Origin of the sequence: Aliirhizobium wenxiniae (genome assembly GCF_014201355.1) — a bacterium.
Lineage (GTDB): Bacteria > Pseudomonadota > Alphaproteobacteria > Rhizobiales > Rhizobiaceae > Neorhizobium > Neorhizobium wenxiniae.
The window spans coordinates 690,861-716,565 of the sequence record NZ_JACHEG010000001.1; the positions used below are offsets into that span (position 1 = coordinate 690,861).

The following is a 25,705-nucleotide window of genomic DNA, read 5'->3' on the forward strand; positions in this document are numbered from 1 at the left end:
CAGTCTGTTCCATTTTTCGAGCGGCGCTCACGAATCGCCGCTCGAGTTGTTGTCGCTCAATAAGACACAAGCAGGGCAGAACCGTCATTGCCGAATTTCGGCTTTACACCGAGAATGGGCGCCGAGCGGCTGATGATCTCCTTGACCATCGGCGCCGCCGACGTAGCGGCAAGCGCTGCACCATTGCCCTTGTCTGTCTTCGGCTCGTCGCTGAAGCTCAGAACCACATATTGCGGATTATCCATCGGGAAGGCTGACAGGAAGGCATTGAAGTTCTTGTCATGGGAATAACGCCCGTTGACCACCTTGTCTGCTGTGCCCGTCTTGCCACCAACATCAAAGCCATCGACCCGCGCATTGCGACCGGAGCCGTTGGCACCATTCCATTCGAACAGATAACGCATGTCGCGGCTGGTCGAAGACTTCAGCACCTGGGTCGCGACCTGATCCGCCGCTTCCTGCGTTCGCGGCAGGAAGGTCGGCGCGAGAAGTTTGCCCCCGTTGACCAGGGCAGCACCCGCCACAGCCGTCTGCAATGGCGTCGTGGAAACGCCGTGACCGAAGGAGATCGTGATCGAGTTGATCTTCTTCCACTGGCGCGGCTGGCTTGGCATGGCCACTTCGGGCAGCTCGGTCTTCATTCTTGAGAGAAGCCCCAGCCTGGTCAAGAAGTCCTTGTGCCCGTCGATACCGACCGCATCAGCGATCTTCGCAGTCCCGATATTCGACGAATACTGGAAAATCTCAGGAACGCTGAGCATGCGTCCCTTGCCGTGGAAATCCTTGATCGTGAAACCACCAATGCGGATCGGGAAGCGGGCATCGAAGGTACTGTTGAGGTTCATCTTGCCGTCGTCGAGGCCCATTGCCAGCGTGAACGACTTGAAGGTCGAGCCCATCTCAAACGTGCCGTTCGACATACGGTTGAACCATCCCTCCTCGCCGCCGGCGGCCGGATCGTTCGGATCGAAGTCCGGCGCTGAAGCCATGCCGAGAATTTCACCGGTATGAACGTCGATGACCACCGCGCCGGCGCCGATTGCCTTATATTTGCCGATCGACGCAGCAACCACGTCCTGCACGATTGCCTGAACCCTCAGGTCGATCGAAAGCTTGACCGGTTCCAGTGGCTGGTTCGACGTCATGCCGACCGAGGCAAGGTCTGCAAGTCCCTGGCTGTCGACGTAACGCTCCATGCCGGCAACGCCGCGGTTGTCGATATTCACATAACCGACGATATGCGCGGCGGTACGTCCACCGGGATAGAAGCGGCGCTTCTCAGGCCTGAAACCGATACCAGGAATACCGAGCGCAAGAATCTGGCTCTGCTGCTTCGGAGTCAACTGGCGACGAAGCCACTGGAAACGGGAATTGGACTTGAGCCTGGAATAGGTCGACTTGACGTCGAGATCGGTCAACACGGTCGAAAGCTTCTCGACTACCTCGTCGGCGTCGACAATCTTGTGCGGCTCGGCAAACAGCGAGACGGTGCGAATATCCGTCGCAAGGATCGCGCCGTTGCGATCGACTATATCCGGACGCGAAGCCAACAGGCGGTCCGCTGGCAGGATGCTCGAGGTCGTCTCCGGCTGCGCCATACCATACTGTGTAAGACGGCCGCCGATCACGACGTAAACCACGGCGAAACCGGCGATCAGCAGACCCACGCGATTGCGCGCCTGCGCAGATTTCTTCTTGCGCGTTCCTTCAAACGCAGCGCCGCCAACGGCAGACCTGCCCTTGCGGTCAGACGAAAAATGCGCCCGGCGTTTGACCACCATAACTTTAGAAAGAAAAGACATCAGCGCCTCACCGAGCCAGTGGACATGTTATCCGGCGCCCATCCTCGAGGCAGCGGCAACGGAACCTTGGGAGCCGGGGTTGCCTTCGCCTGCTCCACTCCCTTGAGAGCCGCAGCTACCTCACCATTCTTGCCGGCGATAATATCCTCAATCGTCGTATCTGGCTGCGGGAGTTGCGATCTGTGCATAGGCAACTCCTTCGGCATCGCGAGCTGTGTCGGCAGCGTGGGAACAAGACCAAGCTCCGAATCGTAGTTCTTGATCAATGGCTGCAGGCGGTTCGGCTGCGTCACGAGAGCCCAATCGGCTCTCAGAAGATCGATCGTGTCGCGTTCAAGCCTGATCTCAGCCTCGAGCCGGCGAACTTCGCTCAGCTTTTCGTCCGCTCGATGCTTGATCGTGTAGGTAACGACCGCCATCGTGGTCATCACGCCGATCAGCACGAGATCGAAACTCCTCAGCATCCTCAGGCTCCCATGGTCGCAAGGCTGGCCAGATCAGGCAGCGAGAAAATAGATAAGTCGTCAGCACCAGCCTTGGCTTCTGTACGAACGCCCATACGCAGCTTGGCGGACCGTGCACGTGGATTGACCTCAGCCTCGGCCTCGCTAGCGGCAATCATCTGCTTGCCCGGAAATTCGAAAACAGCAGAACGAACCTCGACCGCCGGCATATGTCGCGAGCCGGAAGCCTTGCCGGAACGATCGGAGAAAAACTGCTTCACGATCCGATCTTCGAGAGAATGAAACGTTACGACAACCAGACGACCACCGGGCTTAAGCGACCGTTCGGCGGCAAAAAGCGCACGGGCCAACTCCCCAAGCTCGTCATTCACGAAAATCCGAAGCGCCTGAAAGACACGAGTCGCCGGGTGAATCTTATCCTTGGCTTTGCGCGGATTGACGCTCTCGATCAGATTGGCAAGATCGCGCGTTGTTTCGAACAACTGCGTCGCACGACGCTTTTCGATGGCACGGGCAATACGCCCAGGATGCTTTTCTTCACCGAGAAATCCGAAAATCCGGATAAGATCACCAACCTTGGCCCGATTGACAACATCAGCGGCGGAAACACCCGAAGACGACATACGCATATCGAGCGGTCCATTGCGCTGAAACGAAAAACCGCGCTCGGCCTCATCTATCTGCATCGACGAAACGCCGACATCGAAGACGACACCATCCAAGCCACCATCGGGAACATACTCTGCAAGACGAGAGAATTCGGAATGAATGAGTGACAGTCGCCCCTCACTCCTCTGGACCAGCACCTGACCTGCAGAGATCGCAGTCGGATCCCGATCGAGAGCGATTACCGAAGAACCGGCAGAAAGAAGCGCAGACGTATAGCCGCCCGCACCAAAAGTGCCATCGAGAATGACCTTACCCGTTTCAGGCTGGAGCGCAGCAACCACTTCTCCAAGCATAACCGGGATATGGCGCGCAGACCCAGCCTCGGCCTCGACCTCAACACCATCCGACCCATTCGCCATACTGCACTCTCACTGCAATTAGAGCAGAAAAACAACAGCCCCTTCCGCCGGAAAGCCCACCTTCAATTCACGACCATCCGCAAGGAACCGAGACAACCGATTACCAAGGCAAACATCGCCCCTCGCAGCAGAGAAAAATGAAAGAACGATCGACCAAAGAGACGCCCACGGAACGAGCCGCACAAACCCATTCCTACACGTATTTATTTATGACCCGTTAAGTTTAACAAAACATTACCAAGGCGGGTTTTGCGATCGGAGAGAGGCACTGGAAACCGTCTGATAAACATCGATTAAGCGATTGAAAGAATAAGAATTCTCAACTTTCTCGAGGGATTCGAGAGCAGCCGGAGTCTGCCAGCGAGAAGAAGACATGACATCTCCGCCGCATTATCAGGTCAGATTCGCCAGTTGGCCTGTAAGCCGGGTTCTGTATGGCTCCGATGCACGCACCGGAACGTGGCAGCCATTCATCTGGGACGATGCTTGCACATCGCCTCACGCAACCCACCCGGATGACTGGCCCAGAAACAGGCTGTAGGCGCTTTTGGCGCCCCGCATCATCCCTATTCGGTCTTGCTCCCGGTGGGGTTTACCTTGCCGCCGCTGTCACCAGAGGCGCGGTGGGCTCTTACCCCACCCTTTCACCCTTACCCCGCATATAGCGAGGCGGTTTGCTTTCTGTGGCACTTTCCCTAGGGTCGCCCCCGCCGGACGTTATCCGGCACCGTGTTTCCGTGGAGCCCGGACTTTCCTCACCCTACCGTCTTTCGACATTGGTAAAGCGCGGCTGCCCGGCCAACTGGCACCGGCTCCATAAACGGTTTGATCCGCAAACACCACAGCACAGAGCAAAGAATTCGCCGAATGACATATAGTCGAAACACTTCGGCCGATTTCCGGAATCAGAACATCAACGGAAATGTCCGACCGTAGTCCAGTGCTACCGTCGCATAGGAGACATCCTCTACCGGCTTTGCCCGATCCATCGAGGCAATCACCAGCTCGACCTTGTTGCAGTAACGCTGCGACACCGGGTTCATGCGTTTTGCACCATGGCCGGCATTGTATTTGAGGATGGTCCGGCAGAGTTTCCCATCACCGAGCTCATTCGCCCCGGCGAGATATTTCATACCGTAGCGGATGTTCGTTTCAGGATCATAGAGACCGGAGGCGCGCCCCTTGTAACCCATGAGCTTGGCTGTTGCTGGCTTGATCTGCATGAGACCAATCTCTCCTGCACTCCCTTTTGCCATCGGCTGGAAATTGCTTTCGATCCGCACGACAGCCATCGCCAGCTCGGTAGGGACGCCGTATTGATCGGCATATTGACGGATCAGGCCTTCGTAACGTGACTGGCGAAGCGCACGCTGATCTTCAGGCGTTTTGGCCTGCGCAGTGGTTTCGTGCGTTTCCCAGGGCTTGATGACCTGTGTTTCCGTAGAGTTCGTCGCCTCCCCGCCATCTTCGGCGCGCACGAAATCCGTACCCGCAGCAAGCGCAATCACGCCCGCTGCGGCTGCAATAGCCAGCATTCTCATGAAGTAAGTCAGTCTCCGGGTAAGGTCCTTCAACTCATGGACCTGAAAGGCTCGCGGCCGGCACACACCGATCCTTCGGAAGCACCGCCGGAAAGACGACACAACCGTTGACGAAACCTGTTCGTTTTTCTCTGCAATCCCCGCCTACGAGGCGATTGCGCGAGCCACTGCTTAAACCCGGTTATTAAGGAAAGTCTGTGGCAACGCAGCAAAACGACGACTTTACTACCTTACAACTCGTAGAACTTCAGATCTCTACCTGGCTATATTTCGGCAACGATGTCAGCAATCTGTGCAGCGTATCGATCGTGGAAAAATCGGCTATTCCATCGACCAGCGCCGGCCGAAAATGCCGCTGAAACGCTTCCAGCACACCTTTGGTGCGGTCGCAGAAATTGCCTGTTATCTCAAGATCGTAACCGTAGAGCGACAGCATTGATTGAAGGGCCTCGATCGGCTGTCCCGCCTCACCCAGCTGGAAGAACCGCCCACCGGCAATCGGGCTTGCCTCGACCCAATGGCCGACGCCTGATGCATGGAGACTATTCCATGGAAAATTCTCACCCGGATCGACCTTGCGGATGGGCGCTACATCGGAGTGCCCAAGCACCCGCTCCGGCCGGATAGACCATCGTTCACCACAATCCAGACACAATTGAATGACCGCATCGATCTGCACAGAAGGAAACATCGGAAGTCCGCCCGGGTGCCCGGTATTGGCAATCTCGATCCCTATCGAACAGGAATTGATATCGACCTCTCCAGCCCAGGCGCTTTTGCCGGCATGCCATGCACGTCGTTCCTCCGGAACAAACTGGATGACGCGTCCGTCCTCATGGACGAAATAATGGCTGGAGACCTGACTTTCCTCGTTGCAGAGCCAGTCCAGCGCCTGATCTGCATTCGGCATGCCGGTATAGTGAAGGATGATCGAATCTGGTTTGCGCCCGGAAACCCGCTCCCCGTGATTGGGAGAAGGCCGGACAGATGCTGCCGCATAGTCCGCTACGAAATCACTCATGCTGCGCGGCGCTCTTTTTCGATCGCCTTGTAAGCAGCGTTCAGCGCAGCCATCCGCTCATTTGCCGCTGCGTGGAGAGTGGCTGGCACACCGCGCGCGATCAGGCGATCGGGATGATGTTCGGAAACCAGCAGACGGTATTGCTTCCTGATCGCAGCAAAATCATCCTCCGGCGACACCCCGAGCACCAGATATGGATCCCGGCCATCGAGATGCACATGCCTCGCCATGATGCGACGGAAATGCTCATCATCTATTCTGAAAATCTCGGCGATACGGCCAAGGAACAGCAGTTCCTTTTCGTGCACGAGACCATCCGCCTTGGCGATGTGGAAAAGCCCGTCGACTACGCTTTCAAGCATCGGGCAGTTTTCCGTAGCACCCGAGCTGCAAAGATTTGACAGTTTGGACGCATAGGCCTCGTATCCTGCCACGTCCTGCCGCGCGAGATTATAAAGACGCGCAACGTTACGGGCCTCCTCGTCCGGAAAGTCGAAAATCTGCTGGAACGCCCTTACTTCCGCTTCTGTAACGATTCCGTCGGCCTTTGCCATTTTCGCCGAAAGCGCGATGATCGCCACAGAGAACGAAACCTGTCTTCGCGTCTCGGGATCACCTTCGAAAAGCGTGCGGATAGCCTCGACGACGCGCCCCAAAGCGTTCCCGGCGGCATCGCCAATGGCACTTACGAGTCGCTCCCACAACGAGGAAATCTGCAGACAGGAAAAATCGAATATCATCCGCCTAAATGACCAGATAATGCCAAAAAATGCAACGGATCGGGCGTTCACCACCGGATTAAACTATGTTCATGTTATCCGAACAATGAGCTGGTTCCCGAGGTCAGGCCGACTGCTTAACGGCACCTGAAATCAAACCTCTTTCAAAGCCATACACTCCGCACCAACCTCCGCCATATGTGATGCAGCGCGGCTTTATCGACGCATCCATTTGAAAATACGGAATTATTACCCACCGAAAAACAAGGCGCGGGACGGAACAGGCGAAGAAATGCACTTTACACCGCCTGCCCTCTATCGCATCCATACCGCCGGAGAAATGCAGGGGAAGCGTTTACACGCGACGGAGGAACGATGGCCAGAGAGAAAGTAGCAATGTTGACGGCAGGCGGTCTTGCTCCCTGCTTATCATCGGCTGTGGGAGGCCTCATTCAACGTTACACAGATGTCGCTCCGGATGCCGAACTGATCGCCTATCGCTCCGGATACCAGGGGGTTCTTCTCTCGGACCGAATCGAAATCACAGCGGAGATGCGCGAGAATGCGTATCTGCTCCACCGTTATGGCGGCTCGCCGATCGGCAACAGCCGCGTCAAACTGACAAATGCCGCAGACTGTGTGAAGCGAGGCCTGATCAAAGAAGGCCAAAACCCTTTGGCAGTTGCAGCAGAGCAGCTTGCCGAAGACGGCGTCACCGTCCTTCACACTATTGGCGGCGATGATACCAACACCGTAGCTGCCGATCTCGCAGCATATCTCGCCGCAAACGGGTACGACCTCACCGTAGTTGGCCTGCCGAAGACGGTCGACAACGATATCGTTCCCATTCGCCAGTCGCTGGGCGCCTGGACAGCGGCAGAAGTTGGCGCCGCATTCTTCGACAATGTTTCGAACGAACAGACGGCGGCGCCGCGCACCCTCATCATCCATGAGGTCATGGGCCGCCATTGCGGTTGGCTTACCGCGGCAACGGCACGCGCCTATATACAGAGAAGCAGTTCCAACAGCTATGTCGAAGGCTTCCTCATGAATGAGGAGATGAAGGGCATCGACGGCGTATATCTTCCCGAAATGGCCTTTGATGCGCAAAAAGAAGCTGCTCGCTTGAGGGAGGTCATGGACAAGCGCGGCTTTGCGACGGTCTTTGTTTCTGAGGGCGCCTGTTTGGACGCAATCGTTGCTGAACGCGAGGCTGCCGGCGAAAACGTTGCCCGTGATGCGTTCGGTCACGTCAAACTGGATACGATCAATGTCGGAGGCTGGTTCCAGAAGCAGTTTGCGGCCCGGATCGATGCGGAACGGTCATTGGTGCAGAAGTCCGGCTATTTCGCCAGGTCTGCAGCTGCAAACGGCGATGATCTTCGATTGATCCAGGGAATGGTCGATCTCGCTGTTGAAAGTGCATTAAACAGGGTCTCCGGCGTGACGGGACATGACGAAGACCATAACGGGAAGCTTAGAACGATCGAATTTCCGCGCATCAAGGGTGGTAAACCTTTTGATATGACGGCAAGATGGTTCGGCGATGTAATGGAGTCCATTGGGCAGTCTTTCGAGCCAGCCTGATGGAAAAATGACGGATGCCGTGGCATCCGGGAGGGTGATGATGACCATAGAGACATGGCTCGCTTTTGCGGCAACGACGGTTGCCATCCTTCTAATGCCGCATCCCATTGCATCGCTCACTGCAGCGTTCTCCGCGTCATGGGGAAGAACAAGCGCATTCGTGACGATCCCGGCCTTTGTTCTATCCCTTGTTCTTGGAGGCGTTCTGGTTGTCGCCGGCGTTTTTCTGATCACTTTCCTTTGGCCGGCAGCAATCGGCGCTCTTTCGTGGATAGGGCTGTCCTACTTGATGCTGCATGTCCTCTACGCCTACCAGGATCCTCGGCTCCGCTATGGGACTGCCGACAACGACAACCTTCCCGAAACGCGTCCCATGCGCATATTCGGTTATTTCGTTCTGACAACGTTCAGGAGCACGCGTTACTTTGCGCTCACGGCAGCAATTGCCGTCCAGTTTTTTGATCCCACGCGCGCGCCACAAGAACAGTATATAAACATGATTTCTGCACTGGCCGTTTCGGCGATGATAGGGGCGCTTGCCCATGCCATACTTCCCGCCAGTTTCACTCGGAAACGCCGCGTTTCCAAGGCCCGCAGCAAGGCTCCCTACAAGCCCGGAACGCGTTTCATAGCCCGTCGTGCGGTCACCGCCGGATATCGGCGCATCGCCGCATGATCATCTGCGACCGGCTGGTGGCTTGTCGATCTCTTTCGAATGCGTTAATTGAGATCGAGTTTCACTGGTCTTGTTAACGTTCTGGGCAACGATTTTTAATGAAAGCGACCCGATGGCAATGATGCGATTTGTGGGCCGTAAGGCAGCCGTGGTTATTGCCATGTCTTCCGCATTGGCTGCATGTTCCAGCGTTGACCACAGCAACAACGTGGCGTCGAACGAGACGCAGGACCAATCCATTCAGCAGACTGCCGATGCATCTTCGGCGATCGCTCAAGCAGATTCTGACAGCACCGTTACGCTCGTCAAGACAAGCCGTCTCCCGGTTCCCGTACCGACTGTGTCGGACGCAGCCAACGTTCAGATCGCAGCCATGGCATCTCCGACCATGGCGCCGTTCGTTGCCATGCAAACGAGCTCGACTGCCGCCTCTATGCCTGTTGTCGTCGCCTCTGCACAGCCAGTAGCGCACAGCACCGCCAAGGGTGCCCGCCTTGTTTCCCCTCCGCTCGCTCCGGCAGTCCAGTCGGGACAGATCCAACCGGCAGCAGCTCAGGCCATCGCGCTCGACGAACCAGAACTGACGCCGGACATGGTCGCGCTGCAATCGGTCATTCCGATCCCGCGCCCGCAGGTGCCGACGACTACGCTTGCTTACGCAGCGCAGCCGAAGGCAGTCGCTGCAGTTTCGGCAATCGATAACCGTCTGGAATTTCCCCCGGCACCCGGCGAACCTATGCCGACGACCGCAGCGGACGCCCCTTCGAACTTGAAAAATCTAATCCACCGTTATGCCGGCCTTTATGGTGTACCGGAATCGCTGGTTCACCGCGTCGTGCACCGCGAAAGCAAATATGACCCCAAGGCCTATCACAAGAACGGTTATTGGGGCCTCATGCAGATCAAGTATTCGACGGCCAAGTCGATGGGCTACGAGGGACCGCCGGAAGGCCTTCTCGATGCCGAAACCAACCTCAAATACGCGATCAAATATCTTCGCGGCGCTTGGCTGGTCGCGGATAACCAGAACGACAACGCCATCCGGCTTTATGCGCGCGGCTATTATTACGATGCCAAGCGCAAGGACATGCTCCACGTCCTGCAGAAATAACGGCTAATCCGCGTTTACCCGTTTCACCACTTCCGATGCCAGCACACTCGCGTCGTAACCTAGTGACCTTGGCGTCAGGCCCAACCGCACGATCACCAGATCCAGCGACGGAATGACAAAGACATTCTGCCCGTCATGTCCGCTGATGACAAATGCATCCGATGGCAGACCGGCCTCAGGCTTCGGTAGCCACGTCTGTATTTTCGAATAGCGGCCGCCCGAACGTCTGTTGGCCTCATGCATCTGTGTGACAAAGCCTTCCGGCAACAAGCGGCTCCCCGCCCACACACCATCACGCGCCAGAAACAGCCCGAATCGTGCCCAATCGCGAGCAGTCGCATACATGTACGAACTACCGACAAAAGTGCCCGCCGCATCGGCCTCCATGATCGCCGATGTCATGCCCAGCGGCTCGAAGATCGCCCGCGAGGGATAGGCGAGCGCCTCATCACGATTGCCGATGCGATCCATCCAGATCCTGGAAAGTAGCACTGATGTCCCGGATGAATAGGTGAAGCGGGAGCCGATCTCGTCTTCGAGCGGCAGGCTTTCGACGAAACGCGCCATGTTCGGCTCAAGAAACAGCATGCGCGTGACATCGGCGACTGTGCCGTAATTCTCGTTGAAAGCCAGTCCGCTCTCCATGCCCAGGAGATCGGAAATTCGGATCAACGCCCGCCGATCATCCCTCCACTCCGGAAACAGGTTCTTCTCGTCGAATGACATACGTCCTTCGATCATCAACCGTCCGATGATCGCGGCATTTACGGTCTTGGTCATCGACCAGCCGAGAAGCGGCGTGTCCTTCGAAAAACCTTCGCCATAGGTTTCGGCAACGATGTTTCCATGTCTCACGATCACGACCGCCCGCATGCCCGGTCCGCTTAAAGCTACGCCTGAAAGTATTGAGGCAAGAGATTCATCCGAATCAGTTTTATCACCTTCAGGCCACAACACTTCGGGATCATTCGCCAGACCGGACTTCGTCGCATTGGTAGCCGACTGAACACTCCCAATCTGCCAGACGGTGCATCCCGTTCCGTCGCGGTAAACTGCCTCACTCGGAGCAATCGATCCCAGCAGAGCAGCATTGACGCGTTTACCTTCACGGTCGACCGCAACGCGCATCAACCGCAAAAGCGGGTGGCCCGGCGCCTGTACGTCCTGCTCCAGGACCGCTTCAGGATCACGCCCCGCAATGAAGACGTTGGAGCATACGATCTTCGCCGCATAGCCGCTGCCCACGCGCAGCAAATTGGGCGGAATGAAATAGATCCACAGGCCGATGCCGATCGCCACGATGAGCAGGAACACCGCAAGACGACGAACAATTTTCTTCAGCACCAGCACCTCCATTCCTTTGGTGGCATGCAAGCAAAATCCGCGACCGAGGGGAAGGCTCATTGTTGCTGAACTCGTTCACGATGAGGCAAGTCACAATGCGCGTCACGAAGCTGTTGCACGAAGCGGCTAAACGCCTCGAAACTCATGATGAGGCAGGATTTGGTCATGGCAGATATCGTCGAAGAACGTGGCTTGCAGCGCAACCGCAAGCTCAAGGACGCCCTCCTCCAGCACAAGGCCATGTCACCACACGGCCTTTCCGAGCGCCTCTTCGGCCTGCTCTTCTCCGGCCTCGTATACCCCCAGATCTGGGAGGACCCTGCGGTCGACATGGACGCGATGGAACTGTCGGAAGGACATTCGATCGTCACCATCGGATCGGGCGGCTGCAACATGCTGGCTTACCTCTCACGCTCGCCGAAGAGCATCGACGTTGTCGACCTCAATCGTCACCACATCGCTCTCAACCGTCTCAAGCTTGCGGCTTTCAAACACCTGCCGGCCCATGCCGACGTCGTCCGTTACCTCGGAATGGATGGCCTGAAGTCCAACAGTTCGGCGTTTGACGACCATATAGCCCGCAACCTCGACGAACAGACGCGCGCCTATTGGCAGAAGCGCTCGCTGGCGGGGCGCCGGCGCGTCGAGGTCTTCAACAGGAACATCTATCGCACCGGCCTGCTCGGCCGCTTCATCGCCATCGGCCATATCATTGCCCGTCTCCATGGCGTCGATCTGAAGGAATTTGCCAAGGCACGTTCGCTTCGCGAACAGCGTCAGTTCTTCGACGCCAATATCGCTCCGCTTTTCGACCGCCCGCTGATCCGCTTCGTCACCAGCCGCAAAAGCTCGCTCTTCGGCCTCGGCATTCCGCCCCAGCAATATGACGAGCTCGCCAGCCTCGCACCGAACGGCTCGATCGCGCCCGTCTTGCGCGAGCGGCTGGAAAAGCTCGCCTGCCACTTCCCGCTGAACGACAACTATTTTGCCTGGCAGGCCTTTGCGCGCCGTTATCCGCGTCCCGAAGAGGGCAACCTGCCCGACTATCTGCGTGCGGAAAACTACAAGGCAATCCGGCAGAATACCGATCGCGTCACCGTCCATCATGAAAGCGTCACCGTCCTTCTGGCACGCAAGCCGGCCGGCTCGGTCGATCGTTTCGTGTTGCTCGATGCCCAGGACTGGATGACCGACGATCAGCTCAACGCGCTCTGGAGCGAAATCAATCGCACTGCCGCGCCCGGCGCGCGGGTCATCTTCCGTACCGCCGCCGAAAAGAGCGTCATAGAAGGCCGCATCGCCGATACGCTTCGGCAGGAATGGACCTATCTCGCAGAGCGTTCCGCCGAACTGAACCTGCAGGATCGCTCTGCCATCTACGGTGGCTTCCACATTTACGTGAAGGCCGGCCAGTGAGCGCCGGCGCAACGACGGAAACTCACGCCGCCCATATGGACAGGATGTACCGCTACCAGCGGCATATCTACGACCTGACGCGGAAATATTACCTCTTCGGCCGCGACAGGGCGATTGCAGGCCTGAACGCGACCGACAGCACAAGCATTTTGGAAGTCGGCTGCGGCACCGGCCGCAATCTGGTCCTGACCCGCCGCCATTATCCGACGGCAAGGCTCTACGGCCTCGATATCTCTGCCGAGATGCTGCAGACGGCGCGTAACAATCTGGCCGGCGGCACACAGCAGCCGACCTTGATCGTCGCCGACGCCACGACCTTCCGTCCGGAGGATTTCGGCGTGAGCGGTTTCGACCGCATAATGATCTCCTACGCCGTTTCGATGATCCCGGCCTGGGAGGATGCGATCACGGCCGCGCTGGCTGGCCTCAATCCGAAAGGCTCACTGCATATCGTCGATTTCGGCCAGCAGGAACGGCTTCCCCGCTGGTTCCGCGGCATGCTTCAAGCCTGGCTGCGCCGTTTTCACGTCACCCCGCGGGCCAATCTTCGCGAAGTGCTGCAGGCAAGGCTCGACGGAGCCAATGCAGATATGACCTTCGAGGATATCGGGCGCGGTTATGCCTGGCACGCGGTGATCCGCAAGCGAGGCTGACGCACTCGTTATCCGACGGATCATTTCACCTTACCCAATCTCGACGGCACTATGGTAAACGGAAAGTTCGAATGCCGTGCGGCCTGATTCCGGTCGATAGCGGCATCCTTGCAGCTCAGACCGGATCCATTATGCCGCGCACGCTTCTCGCCCTTCTTCTGACCGCCGCAATGGCGAGCTCCTGCACGTCCACCAGCGACCTCATGGACACGGCCTCGATCAGCGGCACGAAGTTCAAGGACAATGATCCGCAGAATTTCGGCCGCAACCATCCCGGTCGGCATGAAGTGCACGGCATCGACCTGTCGAAATGGAACGGCACCGACATCGATTGGCAGACGGTCAGAAAGTCCGACGTCGCCTTCGTCTTCATCAAGGGAACGGAAGGCAAGGACCGTATCGATCCGGCATTCCGGACTCATTGGCAGGGGGCAGCGCGCGCCGGCATTCCGCATTCCGCCTATCATTTCTACTATTTCTGCTCGACGCCGGAGGATCAGGCCGACTGGTTCATTGCCAATGTGCCGAAGGAAGCCAACATGCTTCCGCCGGTTCTGGACATGGAATGGAACCCCGCCTCACCGACCTGCAAGCTGAGGCCCGATGCGGCAACGGTGCGTGACGTGATGCGGCGTTTCATGGCCCGTATCGAAGCCCACTACGGCCGCAAGCCGATCATCTACACCTCGGTCGATTTCCACCGCGACAACCTCGTCGGCGCGTTCAATGACTATCATTTCTGGGTCCGCTCGGTGGCAGCGCATCCAAGCGAAATCTATACCGGCCGCAAATGGGCCTTTTGGCAATATACCGCCACCGGCGTAGTGCCGGGCATAAAGGGCGAAACAGACATCAACGTCTTTTCCGGCAGCACCAGAAACTGGAGCGCCTGGGTCGCCGCTGCCAACGACTGACTGTCAGCCCGATGAGATCGTAGCGCTGTCCCCATACCTATCACTGGCAATGTGAATGCGACTGCGCTAAATAGCCGGCTGCCGCCGCACTCAAGGGTACGTGCGGCACATATTTCTACATTGATCATCCCCAGACACGTCACAGATCGCCAGGATCGCCCTATGTCATTTCTCGACAGCCGCAGCTTTGCCCTTGCAGCCCTTATCGCCGGAGGGCTCGCAGTCCCCGCATTCGCCCAGACGCCTTCCACGACAACCGGTCCCGGCCCCGCCTGCGGCGGCGACCTGACCGCGTTTTTGGCCGGTGTGAAGCAGGAAGCAGTCTCCAAGGGTATTCCAGCCTCGGCGGTGGACGAAGCCCTCGCTGGCGCGCAGATCGACCAGAAGGTTCTCAGCCGCGACCGCGCCCAGGGCGTCTTCCGCCAGACTTTTCTCGAATTCTCGCAGCGCACGGTCAGCCAGGCCCGCCTCGATATCGGCCGCCAGAAGCTCAAGCAGCTTGCCGATGTTTTCTCTCGTGCGGAAAACGAGTTCGGCGTACCCGCAGGCGTAATCACCGCATTCTGGGCGATGGAAACCGATTTCGGCGCTGTTCAGGGCGATTTCAACACCCGCAATGCGCTGGTCACCCTCTCGCACGACTGCCGCCGCCCGGAACTCTTCCGTCCGCAGCTGATCGCCCTGATCGAGATGGTGCAGCATGGCGACCTCAACCCGTCGACCAATACCGGCGCATGGGCTGGCGAGATCGGCCAGGTCCAGATGCTTCCGGAGGATATCATCGCTCAAGGTGTCGATGGCGATAACAGCGGCCATATCGACGTCAAGGGCAGCGCACCGGATGCGGTTCTGACAGCCGCGAAATTCATCCAGAGCATGGGATGGAAGAAGGGCGAACCCTGGATCCAGGAAGTCACGCTGCCGGAAAATCTCCCCTTCGAGAAATCTGGCCTCGGCAACGAAATCCCGGCCAGCGAATGGTTCTCCTACGGGGTTACCCCGCGGGATGGCGACACGAAATTCGGCAACCTGCCGGCAGCTCTCATCCTGCCGCAGGGACGCAAGGGACCGGCCTTCCTGACCTATCCGAACTTCGGCATTTATCTGCAGTGGAACCAGTCGTTCATCTATACGACCTCTGCTGCCTATTTCGCCACCCGCCTTACCGGTGCACCGCCCTACCAGAAGACCACCCCGGAACAGGGTCTTGACGTAGAGGCGATGAAGCAGCTGCAGACCAAACTCGATGCTCACGGCCACGATGTCGGCAAGATCGACGGCATTCTAGGCTCAGGCACCCGCCAGGCGGTCCAGAAGGAGCAGGCGCGTCTCGGCATGCCTGCCGATGGCTGGCCGACACAGGCGCTGCTTCAGGCGCTGTAAGCTCGGAAATTGACCCCATGACACAAAACGGGTGGCGATCTGATCGCCGCCCGTTTTATCTTCTGCCTCTTGAGCCAGCACGAAGAGCATCCGGATGACATCAGCGACACCTCGATTGACACCACTTGCCTGGGCCTTGCTCTTCCTTCTCGGTCTTCTGTGGGGCGGCTCCTTTTTCTTCGCCCGCATCGCCGTCCACGAAGTCCCGCCCTTCACGCTGGTTCTGCTGCGCCTCGGCATTGCAGCTCTTGCGCTTCACATCTATCTGCGCGGCCGCTTCGGCACCTATTCGATCCTGAAGGAACACTGGCGCTCGTTCCTGATCCTCGGCTTTATCAACAACGCCCTGCCCCACACGCTGATCTTCTTCGGTCAGACCGAGATCGGCGCGGGCCTTGCCTCCATTCTCAACGCCACCACGCCGATCTGGACGGTGATCATCGCCAACCAGTGGACTGCGGACGAAAAGCTGACAGGCGCAAAACTTGCGGGCTGCGCGGCAGGCCTTGCCGGCACCTGCATCCTCATCGGTCCGAGTGCGATGACAGCCAGCGCCGCCCCGCTCTGGGCGCTCATCCTTCCGGTCATGGCGGCGATCTCCTATGGCGTGGCCGGAACCTACGGCAAGCGTTTTCGCGGCATTCCAGCCCCGGTGACGGCCGCAGGCCAGTTGACCGCCTCCAGCCTCATCATGCTGCCGGTCTCGCTGATTGCCGACCAGCCCTGGACGCTGGCGACACCCTCCACGCACGCAATCGCGGCCATCATCGCCCTGGCCCTTCTGTCGACCGCACTCGGCTACCTGATCTACTTCAGGATCCTCTCGATCGCGGGGGCAACCAACACCTCGCTTGTCACCCTTCTCGTGCCGCCGAGCGCTATCCTGCTGGGAGCTCTCTTCCTCGGAGAACGCCTCGCAATGACCGACCTTGCTGGCATGGCCGTCATCGGTTTCGGCCTCGTTCTGCTCGACGGACGAATCCTTCGCATGCGCAAAAAGACTGTTTGAAGCAGTGCGAAAGAGCCTTTTCACTCACGGAAAATAACGCTCATTAACAGACAAATAGATGAATTTAACGCATGGGAAAGCTTCGTTAATTTCGATTATTTCAAATAAAATCAATCAGATATATCAAAAACAAAATCCTAACGCGGCTTCATCACTGCGTTGCAGCACAAAATTCCGCTTTCCATTTGACACAGAACCGACATAAAATCGGACCGTCAACGCAAGGAGGCAGACATGGGACGTACATACCCCCTCAATCTCCTGGTAGTCGGTGCTGCATTTGCATTCATAGCCTCGATGCTCTTCATCTAGGCCAAAAGACTACCGGTCGTATCTTGCATCCATGAACGTTTGATATGGACCTGAATTTCGAAAGGCGCATGTTCCCCGGAACATGCGCCTTTCATTTATTCCAGTCCAAGCTTCAGGCCGCAGCCTTACGCATTCCCGGCTTGTAGCCGATATTGTCCAGCACGGCGGAAACGAGCGGCGAACGGTTCATCGTGTATAGATGAATATGGTTGAAACCGTTGCGGCCGAGTTCTTCGATCTGCTCCGCAGAAACTTCGGCTGCGACCTTGGCCCGATCATCCGGCTTGTCGTCCAGCCCTTCGAACCGATCATCGAGAAAACCTGGAATGGTCGCGCCGCAGCGTTTTGAAAAGCGCTTGAGCTGCGTCAGGTTCTGGATCGGCATGATGCCGGGAATGACCGGAATGCTCACACCGGCCGCAGCGACCTCATCCATGTAGCGGAAGAAGACGTCATTATCGAAGAAGAATTGGGTGAGCGCACGGTGCGCGCCGGCATCAGCCTTCTGCTTCAAGACCGAGATATCGGCCGCCATATTGCGGCTTTCGGGATGTTTTTCCGGATAGGCTGAAACGGAGATATCGAAATCGCCGTATTCCGCCAACGCCTGCACCAGATCTGCCGTCCGCTGGAAACCTTCTCCATGCGGCAGATAGGTCGTACCGATTCCGGCAGTCGGATCCCCTCTGAGCGCAACGATCCTGCGCACGCCTGCTGCGCGATATTCCTCGACCACAGCGCGCACTTCATCCTTGGAAGCATCAACACAGGTCAGGTGCGCCGCTGTCGGCAGGCTGGTCTTGTCGATGATCCCGGTGACGGCCGAGAGCGTCGGCTCCTTTGTCGACCCACCTGCCCCGTAGGTCACGGTGACGAATTCCGGCTGAAAGAGCGCCAGACGGTCGACGGTCTCAAACAACTGCGCCTCCATCTCCTCGGATTTCGGCGGGAAGAATTCGAAAGAAATATCGAATCGCGGGCGTGTCGTGGTCTCGTTCATCATATTCTTCCTAAAATACCGAAATTGCTTCCGCCGGTTCGGCATCGGCCATCAGCAGACGGCGATCCTTTGCCAGCCATATCGTGACAGTGAGACCGTCATCTTGTTCCGGCGCAATATCGATCGCTTTTTCGATATCGAGCCCGATCTTTTCCAGCCAGTCGCCGATGGCCTCGTGAGAGAAACCAAGTCGGACATGGGCATGCTCTTCGCGCAAATGTTCAAGCTTGTGCGGCGCAAGGTCGACGATCAGCAGTCTGCCGCCCGGCCGCAGGATACGGGCTGCCTCGGCGATCGCAAGTTCCGGCTGGTCAAGGAAATGCAGCACCTGATGAATTGTGACGAGATCGAAATCCTGCCCGTCGAGCGAGAGGTTTAAGATATCCGCATGACGCACGGACGCTTTCAGGATGCCCGCCTTGTCGAGATTGGCTCTTGCAACGGCCAACATATCGCGGCTTGCATCGACGCCGATCGCACGACGGTAATGCGGAGCAAGCAGCTTTAGTATCCAGCCTGTGCCCGTGCCTAGATCAAGCAGCGAGTCGATCGGTGAAGGACCGATCAGCCGCAAAAGCGCCTGCTCGACAGCAGAATCGCTTGCGTGGAGACGGCGAAGCTCATCCCATTCGGAAGCATTGCGACTGAAATAGGCCTGGGCGCGTTCAGCGCGTTGATGCTTGACTGCGGAAAGCCGCTCGCCGTCGCGAACCAGAACGGGGTCTTCATTTGCCGAGGCGGCAAGCAATGTCTTGACCAGAGCGGCAGCCGGACCGTCCTGCGTCAGGCGGAAATAGGCCCAAGCCCCTTCCTGGTAGCGGTCGATCAGCGCATCTTCGTTGAGAAGCTTCAGGTGACGGGAGATACGCGGTTGTGACTGCCCGAGTATCTCGGTCAGGTCGGTTACCGTCAGGTCGCCTTTTGCCAACAAGGCAAGCAGCCGGAAGCGTGTCGGCTCCCCGACAGTCTTCAGAACATCAACCAATGTATCGAGTGCTAACGACATACACGCTTCCCAGCAATCAAGATATAAAGATATCTTTATATCGAATACATAGAGGATGCAAGTCGCCGTCTGATGTTTGCAAAAAGGGCGGCAAAGCCGCCCTTTCAATTCACAGAAATGATTGAAGCGCCTTAGCGCGTCAGGCGCTTGTAGGCCTGGCTGCCCGGGTTCAGCGCATCCGGACCAAGTCGACGAACCTTGTCCTGTTCGTAGTCTTCGAAGTTACCTTCGAACCACTCGACATGACCGTCACCTTCGAAGGCGAGGATATGCGTGGCCAGACGGTCGAGGAACATGCGATCGTGGCTGATGATGATGGCGCAGCCGGCAAAGGCTTCAAGCGCGCTTTCAAGAGCGCCGAGCGTTTCCGTATCGAGGTCGTTGGTCGGTTCGTCGAGCAGGAGAACGTTGCCGCCTGCCTTCAGCATCTTGGCAAGGTGAACGCGGTTACGCTGACCACCCGAAAGATTGCCGACCTTCTGCTGCTGGTCGCCACCCTTGAAGTTGAAGGCGCCGCAATAAGCGCGGGAGTTCATGTCGAACTTGCCGAGCTTGATGACTTCCGCACCGCCAGAAATTTCTTCCCAAACGGTCTTGCCGCCATCGAGCGCATCGCGGCTCTGGTCGACATAACCGAGGTGGACGGTTTCACCCACACGGATGGATCCCTCGTCCGGGGTTTCCTGGCCGGTGATCATCTTGAACAGCGTCGACTTGCCGGCGCCGTTCGGACCGATAATGCCGACGATACCACCCGGCGGCAGCTTCAGGGAAAGGTCGTTGATCAGCGTGCGGCCGTCAAAGCCCTTCTTGATGCCTTCCAGCTCGATGACCACGTTACCGAGGCGCTCGGAGACCGGAATGATAATCTGCGCATCGCTCGGCCGGATGTTTTCAGCCGCATCGACCAGCTGTTCGTAAGACTTGATACGAGCCTTCGACTTGGCCTGACGAGCCTTCGGGCTGGATGCGATCCATTCCTGTTCGCGCGACAGCGCCTTCTGGCGACCGGCCTCTTCGCGGGCTTCCTGCTGCATGCGCTTGGCCTTGGCGGTCAGGTAGGCGGAATAGTTGCCTTCGTACGGGATGCCGCGGCCACGGTCGAGCTCGAGGATCCAGCCGGTGACGTTGTCGAGGAAGTAGCGGTCGTGGGTAATCATCATCACGGCGCCCGGATAATCGCGCAGATGCTTTTCAAGCCAGGCGATCGTTTCGGCATCGAGATGGTTGGTCGGTTCGTCGAGCAGCAGCAGGTCCGGCTGCGACAGCAGCAGGCGGCAGAGCGCGATACGGCGACGTTCACCACCCGACAGGTTGTCGACGGCTGCGTCCTTCGGCGGGCAGCGCAGCGCTTCCATCGCCATCTCGACCTGCTGTTCGAGGTCCCAGAGGTTCTGGCTGTCGATGATGTCCTGAAGCTTTGCGCCTTCTTCCGCCGTCTCGTCGGAATAGTTCATCATCAGTTCGTTGTAACGGTCGAGCACGGCCTGCTTGTCGGCTACGCCTTCCATCACGTTTTCGAACGCGTTCTTGTTCGGATCGAGCTTCGGCTCCTGTTCCAGGTAACCGACCGTCGCACCTTCGGCGAGCCAGGCTTCACCGGTATATTCCTTGTCCTGACCGGCGATGATGCGCAGGACGGTCGACTTACCGGCACCGTTCGGGCCGAGAATACCGATCTTGGCGTCGGGGTAGAACGACAGGTTGACGTTCTCGAGGATCTTCTTGGCGCCATAGGACTTGTTCAGTCCCGACATGTGATAGATGAACTGACGTGCCATCGATAATTAAGCTCCGGGGGAAAGAGGTTTTGCCGCTATGTAGGCGAAGACGCGCCTCGGGGCAATGCGAAGAGCGGGAGAGGTTTTGAAATGAGCTTGGATTTTGGGTGGGAAATGCGGACTTTCCCCAGCCCGACGGGTGCCGCGATCGCCTATCGCCATGCAATGGCTCAGGGTGAGGTGAAGGGTATCCTGCTGATCTCCCATGGTCTGGCGGAGCATTCGAAGCGCTACCGCACCTTTGCCGAGGCGATGGCACGGAAAGGTTTTCACGTCTACGTCTGGGATCATCGCGGTCATGGCGAAACGGTTGCGCCGGGCGCACCGATCGGCCGATTCGCGGTGAAGGGCGGCATGCGGCTCGTCATCGATGATGTGATGGCCGTCCACGCCAGAGCCCTCGCCGATCACCCCGGACTGCCGGTCATCCTGTTCGGCCACTCCATGGGCGGCCTGATCGCGCTCAATGCGGCGGTCGATCATCCCCGGGATTTCGCCGGTGTCGCCGTCTGGAATTCCAATTTCAATCCGGGCCTGGCCGGCCGCGCGGCTCAAGGGCTGCTTCTGGCAGAACGCGCGCTGAAAGGGTCCGACACGCCGAGCGGCATGCTGCCGCGCCTCACCTTCGGCGCATGGGGTGACAGCATCCCCGGCCACCGAACGGCCTTCGACTGGCTGAGCCACGACCCCGCAGAAGTCGATGCCTACATCGCCGATCCCTTGTGCGGTTTCGACGCCAGCGTCTCGCTCTGGCTCGACCTTTTCGAGATGACCTTTCGCGCCCCGAAACTCGTCGATCGGCTGCCAAAGGATTTACCCATCCATCTGCTGGGTGGCGGGGAAGATCCGGCCACGGATAAGGCCCGAGCCATCCTTTGGCTTTCAGGCCATTTGCGCAAACATGGCTTCAACAATGTCATGACGCGCTTCTGGCCCAATGCCCGCCACGAAACTCTCAACGACACGATGCGCACTGAAGCCACGGCCGAATTTGCCGAATGGGCTACGCGTATAATCCAGCCAATCAGAACAGCTGCGGAATGAGTTCATGACTTTTCTTCATGTGCGCAGAATGTCGCAGTCAAGTATATCGAAATCATGAGTGCATCACCTGCCATGTCACGCCCAATAGCGCACACCGCCAGCGTCACCACCGGCCTTGGCTTGATGATCTTGGCCATGTTGGTCGCGCCGTTGATCGACGTATTCTCCAAGCTTGCGACGACCAGCGCGTCGCCGACGATGATCACCGCAGCCCGCTTTGTCTTTCAGGGGCTGTGTATGCTGCCGTTCGTGCTCTGGGCAGGCTCGTGGCGCTCCTTTTCCTGGCGCATGAGCTTCTATCACGCGATCCGGGCCGGCGTGATCACCATATCCATGGTCTGCTTCGTCGCCACCCTGGCAGTCATGCCGGTCGCAGACGCGATCGCGATTTTCTTTGTCGAGCCGATCATTCTCACCATTCTGTCGAGCATATTCCTGAAAGAAACCGTGGGCTGGCGCCGTTACACCGCCTGCGCCGTGGGCTTTATCGGTGCAATGATCGTCATTCGCCCGAGCTTTCAGGAGATTGGTTATGTCGCACTCCTGCCGGTCGTCACAGCCTTCTGCGTCGCCATCTTTGCCATGATGACGCGTGCATTGGCGCATCGGGAGGAGCCCTTTGCGATGCAGTTCCAGATGGCGCTCTGGGGCATTCCCATCTGCGCGGTGCTGCTTTTCGTCGGAGACGCTGCGGAAGTCGGTTTCCTTGCCCCCTCGCTACCCGACATCACCACCTTCATGTGGATGGCTGGCGTTGGCGTTTTCGCCGCTCTTTCAGGTCTGTTGAGTGTTTACGCCTACCGGGCCGCCCCCGCCTCCGTGCTCGCGCCGATCCAGTATTTCGAGATCGTTTCGGCCACGCTGTTCGGCTGGCTGGTCTTCGGTGATTTTCCGGATCCGATCAAATGGCTCGGCATCTCGATCATCATCAGCTCCGGCCTCTACATCATCTGGCGCGAACGCCGCGTCGCCTCGATCAAACCCGTCACCACAAGCGAAACGACATCGGTAGCCCCCTGACCATGGACATCGCCTCCAAGAAGCCGCCGCTTGCCGGCATTCGCGTCCTTGAACTCGCCCGCGTCCTTGCCGGCCCCTGGGCAGGCCAGATGCTTGCGGATATGGGGGCAGACGTCATCAAGGTAGAAAACCCGGAAGGGGGCGACGATACCCGCGCCTGGGGGCCTCCCTTCGTCGAAGGCGCCGATGGCGAAAACCTGTCCGCCGCCTATTACCACTCCACCAATCGCGGCAAGCGCTCGATCGCCGTCGATCTGAAAACGGAGGAAGGACAGGCGATCGTTCGCCGCCTCGCCGCCCAATCCGACGTCCTGATCGAAAACTTCAAGCTCGGTGGATTGAAGAAATACGGCCTCGATTACGAGAGCCTGAAGAAGGTCAATCCGAAACTGGTCTATTGCTCGATCACCGGCTTCGGTCAGGACGGCCCTTATGCCAGCCTCGCCGGCTATGATTACATCGTCCAGGGCATGTCCGGTTTCATGTCGATCACCGGCGAGCCTGAGGGTCAACCGATGAAGGCGGGCGTCGCGATTGCCGACATTTTCACCGGCATCTACGCGGTCACCGCCATTCAGGGCGCCCTGATCCATGCGATGAGAACCGGCGAAGGCCAGCAGGTCGATATGGCCCTGCTAGATGTCATGTCCTCGGTTCTCGCCAACCAGAACATGAACTACCTGATTTCCGGCATCTCACCCGTGAAACTCGGCAACGCTCATCCGAACATATCGCCCTACGAGGTCATCCCCGTCCATGACGGCCACATCATCCTCGCCGTCGGCAATGACGGCCAGTTCCGTCGCTTCTGCCGCATTCTGGGTATTGAGCACGTGGCCGACGATGAACGCTACGCAACCAACAAGGCGCGCGTTGCCCACCGCATCGAGGTTCGCAGCCTGCTGACCGCCGAGACGATGAAATGGACCAAGGCCGATCTTCTGGCCGCCTGCGGCGAGAATGCCGTACCGGTCGGCCCGATCAATTCGATCGGAGAAATGTTCGAAGACCCGCAGGTCAAGGCACGCGGTCTGCGTATCGATCTTGAAGCGGCCGATGGCACGATCATTCCGGGCGTGAGGAGCCCGATCGTGCTGTCCGAGACACCGCTCGCCTATCACCGTCCGAGCCCCAAGGTTGGCGAGCATACGGATGAAATTCTGGCAGAACTGAATGCAATCGAGGAGGAAAGCAATCAATGGAAAGAACCGGGGAAGCCATCAAAAGGACCGGCGGCCAGCTGATCGTCGAGGCGCTGAAGGCGAACGGCGTCAAACGGGTTTCCTGTGTGCCAGGCGAAAGTTACCTCGCTGTGCTCGATGCGCTTTATGAGAGCGGTATAGATGTGCTCGTCTGCCGCCAGGAGGGTGGCGCCGCGATGATGGCCGACAGCTGGGGCAGGCTTTCCGGCGAACCCGGCATCTGCATGGTGACGAGAGGCCCCGGCGCCACCAACGCATCCGCCGGCCTTCATGTCGCCATGCAGGATTCGATCCCGATGATCCTCTTCGTCGGCCAGATCGGCCGCGACATGAAGGAGCGCGAGGCCTTCCAGGAAGTCGAATACCGCCGCGCCTTCATCGAATTCGCCAAATGGGTCGGCGAGATCGACGATGCCCGCCGTATTCCGGAATTCGTCACCCGTGCTTTTTCTGTAGCAACATCCGGTCGGCCCGGGCCGGTCGTCCTGACGCTGCCGGAAGACATGCTGGTGGAAGAAGTCGAAGCACCCCAGGCTCGCGCCTATACACGCGTCGAAAGTCATCCCGGAAAGCAGCAGATCGCCGAGTTCGAGAAACTGCTGAAATCATCCCAGCGCCCGATGGTCATTCTCGGCGGCACCCGCTGGGATGAGCAGGCGGTGGCAGATTTCCAGGAATTCGCCAGCCGCTTCAAACTCCCGGTCGGCTGCTCCTTCCGCCGCCAGATGCTGTTCGACCACCTTCACCCTTCCTATGCGGGCGATGTCGGCATCGGCATCAACCCGGCCCTGGCAAAGGAGATCAAGGACAGCGACCTCATGATCCTGATCGGCAGCCGCATGTCGGAAATGCCCTCATCGAGCTACACGCTGATCGACATCCCCTACCCGAGCCAAAAACTCGTCCATGTTTTCCCTGATCCGGAAGAGATCGGCCGCATGTATCGCCCGGACCTTGCCATCTGCGCCGCTCCGGCCGAATTCGTCTCGGCGATAAAAGATCTGGAGCCGCCGGCCCTGCCGCTTTGGGCCGAGCGCAAGTCGGCGATGCACGACGCCTATCTCAAATGGTCGACGCCGCCCGAAACCGGTCCCGGTGAGGTCCATATGGGACCGATCATGTCTTGGATCGAAGAAAACGTGCCTGACGATGCGATCTTCACCAACGGTGCCGGCAATTATGCCACCTGGCTGCACCGCTTCCATCGCTTCCAGAAATACAACACCCAGTCTGCTCCGACATCCGGCTCCATGGGTTATGGGCTGCCGGCAGCGGTCGCCGCCAAACAGCTGTTTCCCGATCGCGAAGTCGTCTGCTTTGCCGGCGATGGCTGCTTCATGATGCATGGCCAGGAATTCATCACCGCTGTGCGATATGGGCTGCCGATCATCACCGTGCTGGTCAATAACGGCATCTACGGCACGATCCGCATGCATCAGGAACGTGAATATCCGGGCCGCGTCAGCGCCACCGATCTCGTCAATCCGGATTTCGTCGCCTACGCCAAGGCCTTCGGCGGCCACGGTGAACTGGTGGAAAAGACCGAGGATTTCGGACCGGCCTATCTGCGGGCCCGCGAAAGCGGCAAGCCGGCAATCATCGAGGTCCGGCTTGATCCGGAAGCAATCACGCCGGCGAAAACACTGACCCAGATCCGCAACAAAGCCTAAGG

22 protein-coding genes and 1 other RNA gene are annotated in these 25,705 nt (G+C 58.3%); 12 read left to right on the forward strand and 11 right to left on the reverse strand.

The genetic code is table 11. The features are described 5' to 3' along the window. Positions 1-56 precede the first annotated feature (56 nt). The 7 genes from HNQ72_RS03400 to HNQ72_RS03430 form a co-directional block, all read right to left on the reverse strand. Positions 57-1,802, reverse strand: coding sequence for a peptidoglycan D,D-transpeptidase FtsI family protein (locus tag HNQ72_RS03400; RefSeq protein ID WP_183989558.1), 1,746 nt, complete (start codon positions 1,800-1,802; stop codon positions 57-59). Continuing rightward, positions 1,802-2,266 (reverse strand): cell division protein FtsL, encoded by a 465-nt coding sequence (gene ftsL / locus HNQ72_RS03405; protein ID WP_183989559.1) that lies wholly within the window; start codon positions 2,264-2,266, stop codon positions 1,802-1,804. The genes HNQ72_RS03400 and ftsL overlap by 1 nt, the downstream gene beginning before the upstream one ends. A gap of 2 nt (positions 2,267-2,268) precedes the next feature. Then, positions 2,269-3,294, reverse strand: a complete 1,026-nt coding sequence (gene rsmH / locus HNQ72_RS03410; protein WP_183989560.1) for a 16S rRNA (cytosine(1402)-N(4))-methyltransferase RsmH — start codon at positions 3,292-3,294, stop codon at positions 2,269-2,271. Between the two features lie 403 nt (positions 3,295-3,697). Then, positions 3,698-4,100, reverse strand: an RNA gene (gene rnpB / locus HNQ72_RS03415) — RNase P RNA component class A. Positions 4,101-4,199: 99 nt separating this feature from the next. Continuing rightward, the gene (locus tag HNQ72_RS03420) at positions 4,200-4,835 is read right to left on the reverse strand and encodes a lytic transglycosylase domain-containing protein (protein WP_183989561.1); all 636 of its coding nucleotides are present in this window, start codon (positions 4,833-4,835) and stop codon (positions 4,200-4,202) included. A gap of 247 nt (positions 4,836-5,082) precedes the next feature. After that, positions 5,083-5,856 (reverse strand): N-acetylmuramoyl-L-alanine amidase, encoded by a 774-nt coding sequence (locus HNQ72_RS03425; RefSeq protein WP_183989562.1) that lies wholly within the window; start codon positions 5,854-5,856, stop codon positions 5,083-5,085. Beyond that, entirely contained in the window at positions 5,853-6,596 is a 744-nt protein-coding gene (locus HNQ72_RS03430; protein WP_183989563.1) for a J domain-containing protein, read from the reverse strand. The genes HNQ72_RS03425 and HNQ72_RS03430 overlap by 4 nt, the downstream gene beginning before the upstream one ends. A gap of 354 nt (positions 6,597-6,950) precedes the next feature. Here HNQ72_RS03430 and HNQ72_RS03435 point away from each other — a divergent pair, with 354 nt between their 5' ends. The 3 genes from HNQ72_RS03435 (at position 6,951) to HNQ72_RS03445 (ending at position 9,949) form a co-directional block, all read left to right on the forward strand. Continuing rightward, entirely contained in the window at positions 6,951-8,162 is a 1,212-nt protein-coding gene (locus HNQ72_RS03435; protein WP_183989564.1) for a pyrophosphate--fructose-6-phosphate 1-phosphotransferase, read from the forward strand. Between the two features lie 40 nt (positions 8,163-8,202). After that, a complete protein-coding gene (locus HNQ72_RS03440) occupies positions 8,203-8,838 on the forward strand; it encodes a LysE family translocator (protein ID WP_183989565.1) in 636 nt (211 codons plus the stop codon). Positions 8,839-8,998: 160 nt separating this feature from the next. Further along, positions 8,999-9,949 carry a lytic transglycosylase domain-containing protein gene (locus tag HNQ72_RS03445; protein ID WP_244654274.1) on the forward strand — a complete coding sequence of 317 codons (951 nt, stop codon included), beginning with the start codon at positions 8,999-9,001 and terminating at the stop codon, positions 9,947-9,949. Between the two features lie 3 nt (positions 9,950-9,952). On the opposite strand, the gene HNQ72_RS03450 is transcribed toward HNQ72_RS03445, so the two are convergent. Continuing rightward, positions 9,953-11,293, reverse strand: coding sequence for a serine hydrolase domain-containing protein (locus HNQ72_RS03450; protein ID WP_244654275.1), 1,341 nt, complete (start codon positions 11,291-11,293; stop codon positions 9,953-9,955). Positions 11,294-11,458: 165 nt separating this feature from the next. Between HNQ72_RS03450 and HNQ72_RS03455 the strand changes: the two genes are divergently transcribed. From HNQ72_RS03455 to HNQ72_RS03475, 5 genes are all read left to right on the forward strand, one after another. Next, positions 11,459-12,709, forward strand: a complete 1,251-nt coding sequence (locus HNQ72_RS03455) for a BtaA family protein (RefSeq protein WP_183989566.1) — start codon at positions 11,459-11,461, stop codon at positions 12,707-12,709. 35 nt (positions 12,710-12,744) lie between these two features. Then, positions 12,745-13,362, forward strand: coding sequence for a class I SAM-dependent methyltransferase (locus HNQ72_RS03460; RefSeq protein ID WP_244654342.1), 618 nt, complete (start codon positions 12,745-12,747; stop codon positions 13,360-13,362). A 131-nt stretch (positions 13,363-13,493) separates the two neighbouring features. Beyond that, positions 13,494-14,276 (forward strand): glycoside hydrolase family 25 protein, encoded by a 783-nt coding sequence (locus HNQ72_RS03465; RefSeq protein WP_183991270.1) that lies wholly within the window; start codon positions 13,494-13,496, stop codon positions 14,274-14,276. Between the two features lie 162 nt (positions 14,277-14,438). Further along, the gene (locus tag HNQ72_RS03470) at positions 14,439-15,659 is read left to right on the forward strand and encodes a lytic murein transglycosylase (protein ID WP_183989568.1); all 1,221 of its coding nucleotides are present in this window, start codon (positions 14,439-14,441) and stop codon (positions 15,657-15,659) included. Between the two features lie 94 nt (positions 15,660-15,753). Beyond that, a complete protein-coding gene (locus tag HNQ72_RS03475; RefSeq protein WP_183989569.1) occupies positions 15,754-16,668 on the forward strand; it encodes a DMT family transporter in 915 nt (304 codons plus the stop codon). Between the two features lie 424 nt (positions 16,669-17,092). Here HNQ72_RS03475 and metF read toward each other — a convergent pair whose 3' ends face one another. The 3 genes from metF to ettA all read right to left on the reverse strand — a co-directional run bounded on the left by metF (position 17,093) and on the right by ettA (position 20,767). Beyond that, the gene (gene metF / locus HNQ72_RS03480) at positions 17,093-17,983 is read right to left on the reverse strand and encodes a methylenetetrahydrofolate reductase [NAD(P)H] (RefSeq protein ID WP_183989570.1); all 891 of its coding nucleotides are present in this window, start codon (positions 17,981-17,983) and stop codon (positions 17,093-17,095) included. A 7-nt stretch (positions 17,984-17,990) separates the two neighbouring features. Further along, positions 17,991-18,986 (reverse strand): ArsR/SmtB family transcription factor, encoded by a 996-nt coding sequence (locus tag HNQ72_RS03485; RefSeq protein ID WP_183989571.1) that lies wholly within the window; start codon positions 18,984-18,986, stop codon positions 17,991-17,993. A gap of 131 nt (positions 18,987-19,117) precedes the next feature. Beyond that, positions 19,118-20,767 carry an energy-dependent translational throttle protein EttA gene (gene ettA, locus HNQ72_RS03490; protein WP_183989572.1) on the reverse strand — a complete coding sequence of 550 codons (1,650 nt, stop codon included), beginning with the start codon at positions 20,765-20,767 and terminating at the stop codon, positions 19,118-19,120. A 114-nt stretch (positions 20,768-20,881) separates the two neighbouring features. Between ettA and HNQ72_RS03495 the strand changes: the two genes are divergently transcribed. The 4 genes from HNQ72_RS03495 (at position 20,882) to HNQ72_RS03510 (ending at position 25,703) form a co-directional block, all read left to right on the forward strand. Next, on the forward strand, positions 20,882-21,811 hold the full coding sequence (locus tag HNQ72_RS03495) for an alpha/beta fold hydrolase (protein ID WP_183991272.1): 930 nt from the start codon (positions 20,882-20,884) through the stop codon (positions 21,809-21,811). 72 nt (positions 21,812-21,883) lie between these two features. Further along, positions 21,884-22,831 (forward strand): DMT family transporter, encoded by a 948-nt coding sequence (locus HNQ72_RS03500; protein ID WP_246450198.1) that lies wholly within the window; start codon positions 21,884-21,886, stop codon positions 22,829-22,831. A 2-nt stretch (positions 22,832-22,833) separates the two neighbouring features. Then, positions 22,834-24,075: a succinate--glutarate CoA-transferase gene (gene caiB / locus HNQ72_RS03505; protein ID WP_183989574.1), complete on the forward strand. Its 1,242-nt coding sequence runs from the start codon at positions 22,834-22,836 to the stop codon at positions 24,073-24,075. After that, positions 24,030-25,703, forward strand: a complete 1,674-nt coding sequence (locus HNQ72_RS03510; protein ID WP_183989575.1) for a thiamine pyrophosphate-binding protein — start codon at positions 24,030-24,032, stop codon at positions 25,701-25,703. The genes caiB and HNQ72_RS03510 overlap by 46 nt, the downstream gene beginning before the upstream one ends. Positions 25,704-25,705 lie beyond the last annotated feature (2 nt).